14 protein-coding genes are annotated in these 14,331 nt (G+C 58.3%); 8 read left to right on the plus strand and 6 right to left on the minus strand.

The window, feature by feature from the left end:
- Window positions 1-164 (plus strand): transposase (locus BMY49_RS15565; RefSeq protein ID WP_208596211.1); only part of this gene is annotated, 164 nt, incomplete at its 5' end.
- Window positions 165-326: 162 nt separating this feature from the next.
- Here the strand turns inward: BMY49_RS15565 and BMY49_RS15570 are convergent.
- Window positions 327-1,397 (minus strand): metal-dependent hydrolase, encoded by a 1,071-nt coding sequence (locus BMY49_RS15570; RefSeq protein WP_074211046.1) that lies wholly within the window; start codon window positions 1,395-1,397, stop codon window positions 327-329.
- A gap of 214 nt (window positions 1,398-1,611) precedes the next feature.
- Between BMY49_RS15570 and gloA the strand changes: the two genes are divergently transcribed.
- On the plus strand, window positions 1,612-2,052 hold the full coding sequence (gene gloA / locus BMY49_RS15575; RefSeq protein WP_062359978.1) for a lactoylglutathione lyase: 441 nt from the start codon (window positions 1,612-1,614) through the stop codon (window positions 2,050-2,052).
- Window positions 2,053-2,100: 48 nt separating this feature from the next.
- A complete protein-coding gene (locus BMY49_RS15580; protein WP_371827836.1) occupies window positions 2,101-2,526 on the plus strand; it encodes an META domain-containing protein in 426 nt (141 codons plus the stop codon).
- A gap of 70 nt (window positions 2,527-2,596) precedes the next feature.
- Here BMY49_RS15580 and BMY49_RS15585 read toward each other — a convergent pair whose 3' ends face one another.
- The 5 genes from BMY49_RS15585 to BMY49_RS15605 form a co-directional block, all read right to left on the minus strand.
- Entirely contained in the window at window positions 2,597-5,491 is a 2,895-nt protein-coding gene (locus tag BMY49_RS15585) for a valine--tRNA ligase (protein ID WP_062359976.1), read from the minus strand.
- Between the two features lie 62 nt (window positions 5,492-5,553).
- Complete coding sequence (locus BMY49_RS15590) at window positions 5,554-6,756, minus strand: MFS transporter (RefSeq protein ID WP_062359974.1); 1,203 nt, start codon at window positions 6,754-6,756, stop codon at window positions 5,554-5,556.
- Window positions 6,757-6,787: 31 nt separating this feature from the next.
- Window positions 6,788-7,219: a DNA polymerase III subunit chi gene (locus tag BMY49_RS15595; protein WP_054644937.1), complete on the minus strand. Its 432-nt coding sequence runs from the start codon at window positions 7,217-7,219 to the stop codon at window positions 6,788-6,790.
- Window positions 7,220-7,301: 82 nt separating this feature from the next.
- Entirely contained in the window at window positions 7,302-8,423 is a 1,122-nt protein-coding gene (locus BMY49_RS15600; RefSeq protein WP_058579670.1) for a branched-chain amino acid aminotransferase, read from the minus strand.
- A gap of 154 nt (window positions 8,424-8,577) precedes the next feature.
- Complete coding sequence (locus BMY49_RS15605) at window positions 8,578-10,098, minus strand: leucyl aminopeptidase (RefSeq protein WP_089675985.1); 1,521 nt, start codon at window positions 10,096-10,098, stop codon at window positions 8,578-8,580.
- 134 nt (window positions 10,099-10,232) lie between these two features.
- On the opposite strand from BMY49_RS15605, the gene lptF reads away from it, so the two are divergent.
- The 5 genes from lptF (at window position 10,233) to bfr (ending at window position 13,940) form a co-directional block, all read left to right on the plus strand.
- A complete protein-coding gene (gene lptF, locus BMY49_RS15610; RefSeq protein WP_084354547.1) occupies window positions 10,233-11,312 on the plus strand; it encodes an LPS export ABC transporter permease LptF in 1,080 nt (359 codons plus the stop codon).
- On the plus strand, window positions 11,312-12,382 hold the full coding sequence (gene lptG / locus BMY49_RS15615; RefSeq protein WP_371827835.1) for an LPS export ABC transporter permease LptG: 1,071 nt from the start codon (window positions 11,312-11,314) through the stop codon (window positions 12,380-12,382). The genes lptF and lptG overlap by 1 nt, the downstream gene beginning before the upstream one ends.
- Window positions 12,383-12,416: 34 nt before the next feature.
- A complete protein-coding gene (locus BMY49_RS15620) occupies window positions 12,417-12,890 on the plus strand; it encodes an RDD family protein (RefSeq protein ID WP_228168624.1) in 474 nt (157 codons plus the stop codon).
- A 157-nt stretch (window positions 12,891-13,047) separates the two neighbouring features.
- Window positions 13,048-13,254, plus strand: coding sequence for a bacterioferritin-associated ferredoxin (locus BMY49_RS15625; RefSeq protein WP_044630650.1), 207 nt, complete (start codon window positions 13,048-13,050; stop codon window positions 13,252-13,254).
- A 200-nt stretch (window positions 13,255-13,454) separates the two neighbouring features.
- Complete coding sequence (gene bfr / locus BMY49_RS15630; protein WP_044630649.1) at window positions 13,455-13,940, plus strand: bacterioferritin; 486 nt, start codon at window positions 13,455-13,457, stop codon at window positions 13,938-13,940.
- Window positions 13,941-14,331 lie beyond the last annotated feature (391 nt).

A 14,331-nucleotide genomic window follows, 5' to 3' on the forward strand; every position in this document is an offset into this window, starting at 1 on the left:
ACACGCCCTTCGAACGTATGAGTGCCGGCACCTTGCGCTTGAAGCTGATCAAGGTTGGCGCAGTCATCATCCGCAACACCCGCCGAATACGGGTGTTGATGAGTGATAGCTATCCACACAAGAACGATCTCTCAGCACTGGTTCAGCGCTTGGTGCCCCAGTAGATAATCGGGCTCCCCCGGCCCGATACCAATGGGGGAAAGGGGGAGTTGTGCCTGAATGCCGGAAACTGGCTAAATAATCGCCAACTTCGACCATGACCACTCGGATCTGGCACTACCAGGCTTGGTCTGCGAAGGTTGTTGGAGCACTATGAGAAATCCGGGCTAGCAGCGATAGAGGAACGGCTCTGCGCGCCACTGTGGCTCTACGTAGTCGCTGGCGCACAGGGCCGATACATCGCCGCCTGCCCGGGCGGCAAGACGTGCCAGTGTCGCCAAGTGCACTCCTCTGGGGCTGCGTACTTCTTCACTGATCGCAACGGGTACCCAGCGATCGCCTTCTCGGGTTGCTAGGGTAAAGCTGAAAGGATGAAAACCGGGAAAACCCAGCCGAATATCGGTGGCGACCAACGTCTCTTGGCCATTAATATAGCGCGTCTCAAAGCGCAAAAACGGCCCGGTGAACCACGTCAGCCGCTGCCCTAGCGGTCCCTCCAAAGCGCTGGCCTCCAGTTCGACGTTACGACGCAGCGGTTCCAGTGCGGGGACTCGGTCACGATCAAATACACTGATCAAACTCTCATAGTAGCGGTCTTCATCGATGACCGTTGCCCGCCACAGGGCAATGTTAAACGGCGTGGGTTGGATGAGTACGGGGGCTGCTTGTAAGTCCGCTTCGGCTAGGGCTGGCGTTAGGCGCTGCTCGACGCTCCATTTGGCACCTGCGGCCATCATGAGGTAAGCGCAGGAGATCACCAGCCCCGTGCGGCAGGCACTGCGTACCTTGCCCGACACGCTGCCGATGATCAGAGCCATAAGCAGCGGTAGCGTGTAGAAAGGGTCAATGATGAAGACGATAGGCCACGCGGCGGGCGGTGTGTCTAGCGGCCAGAGCAACTGCGTGCCGTAGGTGGTCAGCGAGTCGAGCAGCGGGTGAGTCACTAATATCAACGTAAAAAAGCACCACCAGCGACCCAACGAGATGTCCCGCGCTGGAGCAAAGCGGGCACACAGCACGGCCAGCAGCGTGGCAAGGCCCGTCAATACGAACAGGGAATGGCTGAAGCCACGGTGCTCGGTGACGTTGGCAATGGCGTCGCCATAATCCAGCGCCACATCCAAATCGGGTAGAGTACCCAGTAGCGCACCTATGACAATGGCCTTGCGGCCCAGTCGCTTACCTAACACGGCACCACCTACCGCTGCGCCAAGCGCCGCTTGCGTAATCGAATCCACAGACCTCTCCTCGACGAGCCGATAGCGAATCGTGATTGTCACTGAAGAGTGACACACTAGATGAACAGCCGTGACGCCATTATACAGCGTGTCTACTTTCTATTTTAGTGTCGCACTATTGTCTATGTTTTAATGGCGCTACGTGACCGGCTCGGCACCGCACTCGGCGGTAGCACGGGATATAATTACCATTCTTCAATGAAGAGGAAATGACATGCAGTTTTTACACACCATGGTACGTGTCAGCGACTTAGACGCCTCGCTTCACTTTTATTGTGACCTGCTCGGCCTGAAAGAAGTACGCCGCAAAGAGAACGAAAAGGGCCGTTTTACGCTGGTGTTCCTAGCGGCTCCTGAAGATGAAGCGCGCTCCGAGCGCCTTACTGCCCCCGAGCTTGAGCTTACCTACAACTGGGACCCGGAAGAGTACACGGGTGGCCGTAATTTCGGCCATTTGGCCTACCGTGTCGACGACATTTACGCCCTTTGCCAGAAACTTCAGGATAACGGCGTCACCATCAACCGTCCGCCCCGCGACGGCCACATGGCGTTCGTGAAGTCGCCCGACGGCATCTCTGTCGAGCTGCTGCAAAAAGGCGATGCGTTGTCACCCCAGGAGCCTTGGGCCTCCATGGAAAACAGCGGCAGCTGGTGAATGAGCAGGAGCACACGCAAGGTGAAAGCACACTATCGCAATACGCTGATGGGGTTGAGTCTGGCGCTACTGGTGGCTGCCTGTGGTAGCTCTCCGCAGCAGGAGCGAGTGGATGCGCCCCCTCGTGGTGATTTGTCGGGGCCGATCGTCGAGCAGCGCTGGAACCTGCTGCTGGTGGGGACCGATGAGCGTTTGTCGATGCCCAGTACGCCATTTTTCCGCATCGGCCGCGACGGCAAGGTTAGCGGCTCGGATGGCTGCAACCAGTTCACCGGCAAGGTCAGCCTGGGCGAAAGCCAGCGCATCGAGTTCAGCGAGCTGGCCTCCACTCGAATGGCCTGCCCGAATATGGAGGATGCCAAGCGGGTCACCGATATGCTGGATACCGCGTATCGCTACCTGATTGATCATGACCGCTTGGTGTTCTTTGGGCCGGATAGCCGAGTGTTAGGCGGCTGGCGCGAAGCCAATTAGAGGCACATAACCCAAAACGGCACCCCTGCTGGGTGCCGTTTTTGTTTGGTTGACTACAGTTAGCGCTGGATTACATCGCGGCAATCTTCGCCTGCTGCTCTTCCAACAGCTTTTTGGCGGACTGGTACTCTGCCAGTTTGCCGCGCTCTTTCTCGATCACGGCGTCGGGGGCTTTGGCAATGAAACCTTCGTTGCCCAGTTTCTTCTCGATACCGCCGATGAGCTTATCCTGCTTCTCGATCTCTTTGGCGAGGCGGGCAAGCTCCGCGTCTTTATCGATCAGGTCTGCCATCGGTACCAACACTTCCATATCGCCGACCAGCTGCGTGGCTGAAAGCGGGGCGTCTTCTGGGTTGGCCAGCCACGTCACGCTCTCCAGTTTCGCCAGCTTGGCCAGGAAGCGGCGGTTCTGCTCCAGGCGCTCGGCGTCTTCGGGCTGGCCTTTGGTCAGCAGCACATCCAGCGGCTTGCCGGGGGCAATGTTCATCTCGGCGCGGATGTTGCGCACGGCGATGATCACGCCTTTCAGCCACTCGATGTCGCGGGTGGCCTGCTCGTCGATCTTGCTCTCGTCAGCTTCCGGCCACGCTTGATGCATGATGGAGGCATCGTCGCCCACATAGGTGCCCGCCAGAGGGGCGACCCGCTGCCAGATCTCTTCCGAGATGTAGGGCATCATCGGGTGGGCCAGGCGCAGGATGGTTTCGAGTACCCGCACCAGGGTGCGGCGGGTGCCGCGTTTGCGTTTCACTAGCGCTGCCGCTCCCGACGTCCTGTCTCCCGCGGCATTAGTACTTCCCTGTACGTCATCTTCCCACAGCACCGGCTTGGAAAGCTCCAGGTACCAGTCGCAGTACTCGTTCCAAACGAACTCGTATAGCGCTTGGGAGGCGTGGTCGAAGCGGTACTCGTCCATCGCCTTGGTGACCTGCGCCTCGGTTTTCTGTAGCTGGGAGATAATCCAGCGATCGGCTAGCGACAGCTCCACTTCTTCGCCGCTGGTGCCGCAATCTTCGCCTTCGGCATTCATCAGCACATAGCGCGAGGCGTTCCACAGCTTGTTACAGAAGTTGCGGTAGCCATCCAGGCGGTTCATATCGAACTTGATATCGCGCCCGGTGGTGGCTTGGGAAAGGAAGGTAAAGCGCAGCGCATCGGTGCCGTGGGGCTCGATGCCGTCTTTAAATTCCTCTTTGGTCGCCTTGGCAATCGCCTTGGCTTTTTGAGGCTGCATCATGTTACCGGTGCGCTTTTCCAGCAGCGCGTCCAGGCTGATGCCGTCGATCAGGTCGATGGGGTCCAGCACGTTGCCCTTGGACTTGGACATCTTCTGGCCCTGGCCATCGCGCACCAGGCCGTGGACGTAAACGGTCTTGAAGGGGACTTCACCGGTAAATTTCAGCGTCATCATGATCATCCGGGCGACCCAGAAGAAGATGATGTCAAAACCCGTCACCAGCACGCTGGAGGGGTGGAAGGTTTCCAACTCCGGCGTTTTCTCCGGCCAGCCGAGGGTGCCAAATGTCCACAGGCCCGAGCTGAACCAGGTGTCCAGCACGTCTTCGTCCTGGGTCAGGGCGACGTCCGCATCAAGACCATGCTTCTCGCGGGCTTCCTCTTCACTGCGAGCCACGTAAACATTGCCGTCGGCGTCGTACCAAGCCGGAATGCGGTGGCCCCACCACAGCTGGCGAGAAATACACCAGTCCTGCAGGTCGCGCATCCAGGCGAAGTACATGTTCTCGTAGTTTTTCGGCACGAACTGAATGTCGCCGTTCTCCACCGCCTCGATGGCGGGCTTGGCGAGGCTCTCCACGGCAACGAACCACTGATCAGTGAGCAGCGGCTCGATGACATCGCCGGAGCGGTCGCCGTAGGGCAGGGTGTTGTTGACGCTCTCTACCTGTACCAGCAGGCCGAGGGCCTCCATATCGGCGACGATCTGCTTGCGTGCTTCGAAACGATCCAAGCCCGCGTATTTGGCCGGCAGGGTAGCGTCTTCATCGGGCTGCGGCTGACCTTTCAGGTCAAAAATTTCCGCCTGCTCAAGAATCGTCGCATCTTTGGTGAAGACGTTGATCAGCAGGTGGTTCTGGCGCTTGCCGACTTCGTAGTCGTTGAAGTCGTGGGCCGGGGTAATCTTCACACAGCCCGAGCCTTTCTCCATATCGGCGTGCTCGTCCGCCACGATGGGGATACGGCGGCCTACCAGCGGCAGCTCGATGAACTTGCCCACCAAGGAGGCGTAGCGCGGGTCTTCTGGGTTGACCGCCACGCCGGTGTCACCCAACAGGGTTTCCGGGCGGGTGGTGGCGACCACTACGTAATCCTTACCGTCGTCGGTCTTGACGCCGTCGGCCAGCGGGTAGCGGAAGTGCCAGAAGCTGCCCTGCTGCTCCTTGTTTTCGACTTCCAGGTCGGAAATAGCGGTGTGCAGGGCGGGGTCCCAGTTGACCAGCCGCTTGCCGCGATAGATCAGGCCCTCTTCGTGCAGGCGCACGAAAACTTCTTGAACCGCTTTATAGAAGCCATCGTCCATGGTGAAGCGCTCACGGCTCCAGTCGACGCTGGCGCCCATGCGGCGCAGCTGTCGGGTAATGTGGCCGCCGGACTCTTCCTTCCACTCCCACACTTTTTCGATAAACGCCTCGCGGCCGAGGTCATGACGGGTCTTGCCCTCTTCGGCTGCAATCTTGCGCTCCACCAGCATTTGCGTGGCGATACCGGCGTGGTCGGTGCCTACCTGCCACAGGGTGTTGTTGCCCTGCATCCGCTTCCAGCGCGTCAGGGTATCCATGATGGTGTCCTGGAACGCGTGGCCCATGTGCAGGCTGCCGGTCACGTTGGGCGGCGGAATCATGATCGAGAAGGGCTTGCCGCGGCCAGACGGGGCGAAGCGGTTATCGGCTTCCCAGCGTTCGTACCAGCGGGTTTCGATCTGTTCGGGTTGGTAGGTCTTTTCCATGGGGAGTCGGCTCACGGCTTGCAAAAAATGGGAGCAAGTATAGCGCGAACGCCCTGCGCTCGTCAGGGTTGTGTTGTGCGTAGGTGTGTTCGCAGATGCAATCCACGCATGGCTATCAGTCCAAGCACTGGCCCAGGCAGCAACCACCAAATCACCCAAGGCCCTTGGCTTGCCCATAGGGCTGTCACTAACGCGATGGAGGGAATCGTGAGGCCAAAGCCAATCGCATTCATCATGGCCAGCGCCGCGCCCAGCCGCTCGGGCGGCGCGCTGGCGGAGGCCAGGGCAGAGAACTGGGCCGAGTCGGCAATCACGCTAACGCCCCATAGGGCAAGCAGCGCCAACAGCAGCCAGGGTGACAGGTCGCCTAGCAGCGGATAGATAAGGCACAGGGTGCCAGAGACCGCCAGTGCGATAAACGCGACCCGCGCGCTACCGATGCGTCGGCTCCACCAGCCGGCCCATACGCAGCCGGGAAGCCCCAAGGCGATGACCGCAAAGCTTAGCCACGGCTGCAGGCCCGGGGCTGCGCCTAAGCGTTCCAGCTCTCTGGCGACCAAAAAAGGCACCAGCGCCCAGAGGGCGTAAAGCTCCCAGCAGTGGCCGAAGTAGCCCAGCGCGGCGGCGCGGAAGTTCTTCTCTTTAAATGCGGCAAGCCCCGCCCAGGGTCGCCCGCCGTTGGCCCTGGCAGGCAGGTGTGGCCCAACGCCTAGCTTGAAAATCATCAGCGCTGCCAGAAGAGCAAGGGCAGAGGCCAACAGCAGTGGCCACTGCCAGGGAAGATGCAGGGTAAGCCCGCGCAGCAGGTGCGGCGAAGCAATGCCAAGGGTGAGCATGCCGACTAACCAGCCCAGGGCGGCGCCTGCATGGTTAGGTGTCCAGCTCACCACCAGCTTCATGCCCAGCGGATAAATGCCCGCCAGACAAAGCCCGACTAAAAAACGCGCCGCCGCCGCTAGGCTCACGCTTTCTGCCACGCCAATAAACGCTGCATTAATCAGCGCGCCGAGTACAGCGGACATCGCAAACAGGTGGCTGGCACGCACGCGGTCGGCCAAGCCAGTGGTCGCAATCAGCAGGGTGCCGGTAATAAACCCCGCCTGCACGGCGATGGTAAGCAGCCCCAGGTCGCTTTCACTTAGCCCCACGGCTTCTTGTAGTGCCAAGCCAACGCCATTAACGCTAAACCAGAGTGACGTGCCAAACAGTTGGGCGATAACGATGACCGCCAGCGGTGTGCGGGCTAACAGGGCATGAGAAAGCATGGGGTGTCTCATCCATTGAGTGGTTGTTTTACTACCCTAATTTATGCGGCACGACCTCATGCCCAAGCGCCTTGTAGCGCTGCCAGCAGGCGCGTTTAGCGACCAGCACATGTTGGTGTTGGTTGATGATCTCGGCAATCCGGGCGAAGTGCTCAATACCTTCGGGAATATCGGGGTGTAGGTTCAGCAGCGCCGTCTCTTCAGTGGGCACCGGTAGCTGCTGCCAGCCTAGTGTGATGGGCACACTGTCGGCTAGCTCGCTATCTTCCAGTGCATGGGGCAGGTAAGCATCATCGCGGAACTGCCACAGCGCTTCGTCGGCCTGTTCGGCCAGCGCTTTGTCTGCGCAGTGCAGGTGCAGTCGATACCCTTTGCGGTAGATCGTTTCGGCGAGCTTGCAGGCGAACTGTAAACGCGCTTCAAGGGTGGTATCGGGCAGAATATAAAAATCGATGCGTGCCATCGGTGGCTCCAGCGGGGTCAACGCGCTTGGCAGCCTGGCCGCCACGGTGAGTGGCGGCCAGGTGTTGGGTAACGCTAGAGGGTCATACCAAGCGGGTCAGCCAGCCGTATTTATCGTCGCTGCGGCCATACTGAAGGTCGAGCAGTGTCTTGCGAATGCGCTTAGCCACTTCGTTATTACCATCGCCCTGCAGGCGAATACGCTCGTTTTCCGTGACCAGCTCGCCAACCGGGGTAATCACGGCGGCCGTACCGCAGGCGAAGACCTCGGTAATCTCGCCGGAGGCGGCACCTTCGCGCCACTCGTCGATGCTGATCGCGCGCTCTTCGGGGGTGAGGCCCGCGTCTTTGGCCAGGGTCAGGACAGAGTTGCGGGTCACGCCTTCCAAGATGGTGTCGGTCAGGCGCGGTGTGACGATGCGGCCATCTTTGTAAACGAAGAACAGGTTCATGCCACCCAGCTCTTCGATCCACTTGTTTTCAGCAGCGTCCAGGAAGGCGACCTGGCTGCAACCGTTGGCAGCGGCTTCTTTTTGGGCGGCCAGCGAGGCGGCGTAGTTGCCACCGCACTTGGCAAAACCGGTGCCGCCAGGGGCCGCACGTTTGTAGTGGGAGGAGAGCCAGATAGAGACCGGCTCGATACCGCCTTTGAAGTAGGCCGCCGCCGGGGATGCAATCACGTAGTAGTCCACTTCGTGAGCCGGGCGCACGCCCAGAAATGCTTCCGAAGCGATCATGAACGGACGCAGGTAGAGGCTGCACTCGTCGGCTTCACTAGCCGGGGTGGGTACCCAGGCGTGGTCTTGGGCCAGCAGCGCTTTCAGCGAGCCGATGAAGTCTTCATCGGAAAGCTCGGGCAGCGCTAAACGGCGAGCGCTACGGCGAAAACGCTCGGCGTTTTTCTCTGGGCGGAAGGTCCAGATAGAGCCATCGGCATGGCGGTACGCCTTGATTCCCTCAAAAATTTCCTGGCCGTAGTGCAGCACGGAAGCGGCGGGGTCCAGGGTGAGCGGGCCGTAGGGGCGTACTTGGTGGCCGTGCCAATCGGCATCGACGGTCCAGCGCACGTGGGCCATATGGTCGGTGAAGTATTTACCAAATCCTGGGTTTTGCAGGATGTTGTCACGAATGTCATCGGCCGTCGGCTGGTTGGACGGCAAAATTTCAAAACGCGATTCAAGTTGAGCATCTGAAGCTGTGGGCACGGCGTGTTCTCTCCGCTAGAGCCAAGCCCCGAAGGGCATCTATTAAGCGTATCGTTTGAATAGCATGTGCCTGCTTGGCAGCGGCACACGCTCATACTTTCAGGTTTAACGGTTGCGTTAACGAAAGGCAACCATTGTTGGCCTGTTTGTGTGGTTAGGCGTCGCCATTTTCGACTTGAGCGTCGGCTTCACGGTCGAGCAGGTATTGGGTCAGTAGACCCACCGGGCGGCCGGTGGCGCCTTTTTGTTTGCCCGAATGCCAAGCGGTGCCGGCAATATCCAGGTGCGCCCAGGGGAAGTGGTCGGCAAAGCGTGATAGGAAGCAGGCGGCGGTAATCGTACCCGCCGGGCGACCGCCAATGTTGGCTAAGTCGGCGAAGTTGGAGTCCAGCTGCTCCTGATACTCATCCCATAGCGGCAGGTGCCACGCGCGGTCCCAGGCGGTTTCACCAGCATCCAGCAGATCAAGCGCTAGGTCATCGTCGTTGGAGAGCAGGCCGGTGGCGTGGTGGCCAAGGGCAATAATGGCCGCGCCTGTCAACGTGGCGATATCGACCACGCTGGCCGGGGTAAAGCGCTCGGCATAGGTGAGCGCATCGCACAGCACCAAACGGCCTTCGGCATCGGTGTTGAGGACTTCAACCGTCAGGCCTTTGAGCGTTTTGATAATGTCGCCCGGCTTGGTGGCGGCGCCATCAGGCATGTTCTCGGCAGCGGCAACGATAAACACGGCGTTGAGCTTGGGTTTGATCGCCAGCACGGCTTTGACGGTACCGAAGACGCTGGCCGCGCCGCCCATATCAAACTTCATTTCATCCATGCCTTCGCCGGGCTTCAGTGAAATACCGCCGGTATCGAAGGTGATGCCTTTACCTACCAGTACATGGGGCGCTTCCTCTGGGTTTTCTGCACCCTGATACTTCATCACGATGAGCCGTGTTGGCTCGACGCTGCCACGGCCTACTGACAGCAGTGAATGAGCGCCCAGGGCCTCTAGCGCCTCTTCGTCTAGAATCTCAACGTCGAGCGCGCCTTGAGAATCGCGACCTAATGCTTCTGCCTGCTCGGCTAAGTAGCGCGGCGTGCACACATTGCCCGGTAGGTTGCCGAGCGTGCGGGTGAAATTAATGCCCTGGCCAATGGCGGTGCCTAAAGCAGCCCCCTGCTTGGCGAGGGGGGCGTCGCTGGCATCGCTAACGATCAGGGTGAGCTTGGCCAAGCTGGGCGCTTTGGCAGGCGATGACTTAAATTGATCAAAGCGGTAAATCGCGCGTTCGGCGGCTTCCAGCGTTTTACGTGCTTTCCAGACGGCGTCGCGGCCTTCAAGCGGCACATCGGTAAAGGTGGCGTTGGCTTCATCGATAGGCAGTTTGGTGAGCGCAACCATGGCTGCGTCCAGCGCTTTAATAAAGGCCGCTTCCTGACATTTGGCGCGTTCGCCCAAGCCTACCAATAGGATGCGATCAGCCCCCAGGCCCGGTGCGAAAGGCACCAATTGCGTGTTGCCCAGCGCGGCATCGAAGTCGCCGCGCTCCAGCAGTTGGCCGATTAACCGCTCGCTGGCGTCGTCTAATTTGGCGACAGAGGGCAGTAAGTCGCTACCTTTATAGACAGGGAGAACGAGGCAAGCCGTTTCGGCTTTGGCTGGGTTCGTGGTCTGAACGGAAAATTCCATGACGTCTCCAACAAGACAAGCAACGAGTGATTCGGGATAATGCCCCGTTATTTAGTGTTTGCTACCAGTTTGATTAGTGTACCCAAGCCATGGGCGCATTGCATGGCAACCTGCACCACTAGTCGGAGAGTGCGTTGATTTTATTTCGGTACTTAACTCGCGAAGTGTTACTGACGATGTCCGCTGTGGCGGGCATCCTGCTGCTGGTGATTATGGGCAGCCGCTTTATCCGCTACTTTTCAGATGCCGCCGAGGGCGATTTTCCCGTCACGATTCTAGGCAGCCTGATGGTTTTTCATTTGCCTGGGTTTATGGAGCTGATCCTGCCGCTGTCGTTTTTTTTAGGCATTTTGTTGGCCTATGGGCAGCTTTATATGAACAGCGAAATCACCGTGATGGTGGCCTGCGGTATGAGCCCCACTCGGCTTTTACGGGTAACCCTGCTGCCCGCAACAGTGGTCGCGGTATTGGTAGGGCTGTGTAGCCTGTGGCTAACCCCTGCCGGGGCGTTGCAAACTGAGGCCATATTAGAAGAGCAGCGCAGCCGTTTAGATGTCTCAGTGCTGGCGCCAGGGCGTTTCCAAGATTTTGGCGGCGGGCGCACAGCCTATATCACTGACTTCAATAGCGACGGCACGGAAATGCAGGAAGTGCTGGTGCACGAGCAGCCCATGGCGGGGGCAGAAAAAACGCATAGTTACATCACGCGCGCGGGGTCGGGCTATCAGGAAACGAACGTCGATACCGGCAGCCGTTTTCTCATTTTGGAAGACGGCGAGCGCTACGGCGTAACGCCCGGACGCCAGGATGCCGAGCGTTTGACCTTCGAGCGCTATACGCTGCGGCTGGGGCTAAGCCGTGACCGGCAAGAGTTAAACTCGCTTGAGTATGCGACCACCACTGAGCTGTGGAACGACCCAGACCCACGAGCGCAGGCGCAGTTTCAGTGGCGGGCAGGCTTGCCGGTAATGGTATTTATTTTGGCGCTATTGGCCCAGCCGCTCTCTCGGGTGAATCCGCGTCAAGGGCGCTTTGGCAAGCTACTTCCTGCGGTATTTCTTTACGTCGCCTATTTAAGCCTGTTGCTGGCAGCGGTGGATGCTATTGGCAGCGGCTCTCTAGCGGTTGCCGTGGGTGTGTGGCCCGTGCATGGCCTGTTCTTAGGGCTTGGATTGCTGCTGCTGTGGCACTCGCAACGTAAAGGAATGCGCTAATGCTGATCGCTATGGATCAAATGGATCGCTATATCGCCCGCAACGTGCTGGCAGCCATTGTGGTGGTGCAGTTTGTACTGCTGGGGTTGGATATCACCATTGCCTACATTGGTGATTTAGGCGACACCCAAGGCGACTATAGCGCACTAGACGTGCTGCTCTATTTAGGCATGCGGTTGCCCTGGCGCTTTTATCAATACGCCCCAGTGGCGGTGCTGATTGGGGCACTCATTGGCCTGGGCAGTATGGCTTCCAGCAATGAACTTACGGTGATGCGTGCTGCCGGGCGTTCGCTGGCGCGGATTGTGTGGGGCGTGATGAAGCCCGTGCTGCTGGTTGTTGTGGTCGTGCTGCTGGTGGCAGAGTTTGTCAGCCCACGGACCGAGCAGTACGCCGAAGCGTGGCGCTTAGAGCAGCGCCAAGGCGAGGGTGCCATGCTCACTTCGCGCAGCGGCTGGCAGTTTGAAGGCGACAGCGTCTATCGTTTTGGCGCCATTCGGGCGGATAACGTGGTATTGGATTTAACCCGCTACCGCTTCGACGAGCGCCGCTTGATCGAAGCTACTCATGCTAATCGCGCCTACTGGGACGAGGGCGCCTGGCTGCTTGAAGGTGTGACCACCACGCGCATTTTTGATAATCGCACTGAGTCGGAGTACCAGCCCAGTGCGGCTTGGGAAACGGCGCTCACACCGACCCAACTGGAGCGTTTGCTGCGGGATATTGAAAGCCAAGCGCCTAGCGAGCTGTGGGCGTACGCCAACTTCCTCCAAAGCCAAAACCTTCAGGCAGACCAGCCGCTGCTCTATTTCTGGCAAAAGGTATTGATGCCGCTCACCATGGGGTCACTGGTACTGATTGCCGCCTCGTTTGTGTTTGGTCCGCTGCGTTCGGTGGCGGCGGGCACGCGGGTCTTTTATGGCGTAGTGACCGGTCTGGTGTTCAAGTACGTGCAGGATTTGCTCGCCCCGGCGTCGACCATCTTTGGCTTTTCCCCAGTCTGGGCGGTGCTAGTGCCGACTCTTGCCTGTGCCGCGGTGGGGATCTATTTCTTGCGCCGAAATGGCTAAAGGCCGCGCAGACGCACATCAGGAGAATAGAGCAGTGACGACGCGACGTTTTACCCAGTTGGATGACGTTTGGCCCGCCGGCATAGGTCGCCGATTGGGCGCCATGCTGTACGACGGTTTTTTGGTGATGGCCATCTGGATCGCCGTCACCGTGGCTCACTTGGCCTTTTTCCGCTTCGTGCTGGGCCAAACGGCAGAAGAGATCGGTACCACGGCCTTCGATATCTGGAGCCTGCGGCTCATGCTGCTGTTTTTCGTGACGCTGTTCTTCGTCTACTCCTGGCGCCGGGGAGGGATGACGCTAGGTATGCAGGCGTGGCGACTGCGCGTGCAAACCCTGGATGGTCACGCGATTACCTTAAAGCAGAGCCTGATTCGCTGCGCGACGGCCTGGCTGTCCTTGGCGGCCTTCGGTATCGGCTATTGGTGGGTGCTGTTCGATGGGCAGCGTAGAAGCTGGCCAGACATCGCCTCCAAGACCGAAACCGTGGTGCTGCCGAAAAAATAATTTTCAGCAGCTGGAGAGAAAATATTTGTTCAGCCAGTAGGTTAGCGAAAACTTTAGTTGCCTTAAGGCGAATCGATACTAAAGAACAACGTTTTTTACTTGAAAAGATGTATGCGAATCATTTACATTCACCTCATGATTTTTATGAGGTGTTGCCATGTACGTATGTGTGTGCAAGGGAGTAACCGACCACCAGATTCGCCAACAGGTTAGCGACGGAGCGCGCAGCTGGCGAGAAGTACGCGAAGCCACTGGCTGCGGCACTCAGTGCGGCAAGTGCGCTTGCTTTGCCAAGTCGCTCACCCGTGAGGCCGTTCAAGCTGCCCGCTTAGAGTCTGATATGAGTCTTGCTTACGCCGTATGACGCGAATCACTCTTGTTAGGCTTATCGTTAGCAAATAATTGATTTATTTGAAATTTTTTATTTCCTGCCTATACTCCCAACATCGTTGGGAGTAAGTCTTTTAATGGCCTATACTCCTTAGTTAATGTAATGGTACTTTTGAAAAACAGTACGCTTCAGTACTGTCCGATAATACTTGTACGCTAAAAAAAGGTGATGGCATGAAAGGTGATCCGAAGGTTATTCAGCATCTCAATATCGCACTGGGCAATGAGCTAGTCGCTATCAACCAGTACTTCCTGCATGCCAAGATGTACAAAGACTGGGGCCTGAAAGTACTGGCTAAGTGGGAGTACGATGAGTCCATTGAAGAGATGCAGCACGCCGATAAGCTGATCGAGCGCATCCTGTTCTTGGAAGGTATTCCTAACCTTCAGGATCTCGGCAAGCTGCATATCGGTGAAAACGTCAAAGAGATGCTCGAGTGTGATTTGAAGATCGAGCATGACGGCCGCAACGACTACATCGAAGCCATTACCTACTGCGAAAGCGTGAAAGATTACGTGACGCGCGATCTGCTGCGTGACCTGCTGGCCGATGAAGAGGGTCATATCGACCACATCGAAACGCAGCTAAAACTGATCGAGCAAGTGGGTATCCAGAACTATCTGCAAAAACATATGGCACTGGCCACTGACGAAGAATAAGACTTCGTCCGCTTGGCAGTAGGCGATTAAGCGCCGAGCGCTAGCTAATACAAAACGGGCAGCCCCTTGGGGCTGCCCGTTTTGCATTGTGCGCCAGGCATGGCGCGCAGCGCCTTGACTGGCGCTATTCCTGAGGGTGGTGCCTCACAGGATGACTTGGGGGTGAAAGTCCCCTACGGACCCTGATAGCGGGAACCGTTAGCTGAACAGCAAGGGTGTCTGCCGCAAGGCAGAATCCGAAGGAAGCTGAAGGCAAACTCCCGGCCCGACGAACAGAAATCGCATACGAGGCTATCGCACCCGGGCGAGAGTGCAATGATCCTCAAAGCCCCATAGCTATCCGGAAGGGGCGATAGTAAATGCGGCGGGTAGGTGGGAGGAAGGTCGCGCG

It is taken from the genome of Vreelandella aquamarina (assembly GCF_900110265.1).
Lineage (GTDB): Bacteria > Pseudomonadota > Gammaproteobacteria > Pseudomonadales > Halomonadaceae > Vreelandella > Vreelandella aquamarina.

Bases quoted from the DNA above. Each gene is read 5' to 3' on its own strand.
- gloA (WP_062359978.1), top strand. From the start codon at position 1,612: ATGCAGTTTTTACACACCATGGTACGTGTCAGCGACTTAGACGCCTCG.
- BMY49_RS15580 (WP_371827836.1), top strand. From the start codon at position 2,101: ATGGGGTTGAGTCTGGCGCTACTGGTGGCTGCCTGTGGTAGCTCTCCG.
- BMY49_RS15585 (WP_062359976.1), bottom strand. From the start codon at position 5,491: ATGGAAAAGACCTACCAACCCGAACAGATCGAAACCCGCTGGTACGAA.
- BMY49_RS15590 (WP_062359974.1), bottom strand. From the start codon at position 6,756: ATGCTTTCTCATGCCCTGTTAGCCCGCACACCGCTGGCGGTCATCGTT.
- BMY49_RS15595 (WP_054644937.1), bottom strand. From the start codon at position 7,219: ATGGCACGCATCGATTTTTATATTCTGCCCGATACCACCCTTGAAGCG.
- BMY49_RS15605 (WP_089675985.1), bottom strand. From the start codon at position 10,098: ATGGAATTTTCCGTTCAGACCACGAACCCAGCCAAAGCCGAAACGGCT.
- lptG (WP_371827835.1), top strand. From the start codon at position 11,312: ATGCTGATCGCTATGGATCAAATGGATCGCTATATCGCCCGCAACGTG.
- BMY49_RS15625 (WP_044630650.1), top strand. From the start codon at position 13,048: ATGTACGTATGTGTGTGCAAGGGAGTAACCGACCACCAGATTCGCCAA.
- bfr (WP_044630649.1), top strand. From the start codon at position 13,455: ATGAAAGGTGATCCGAAGGTTATTCAGCATCTCAATATCGCACTGGGC.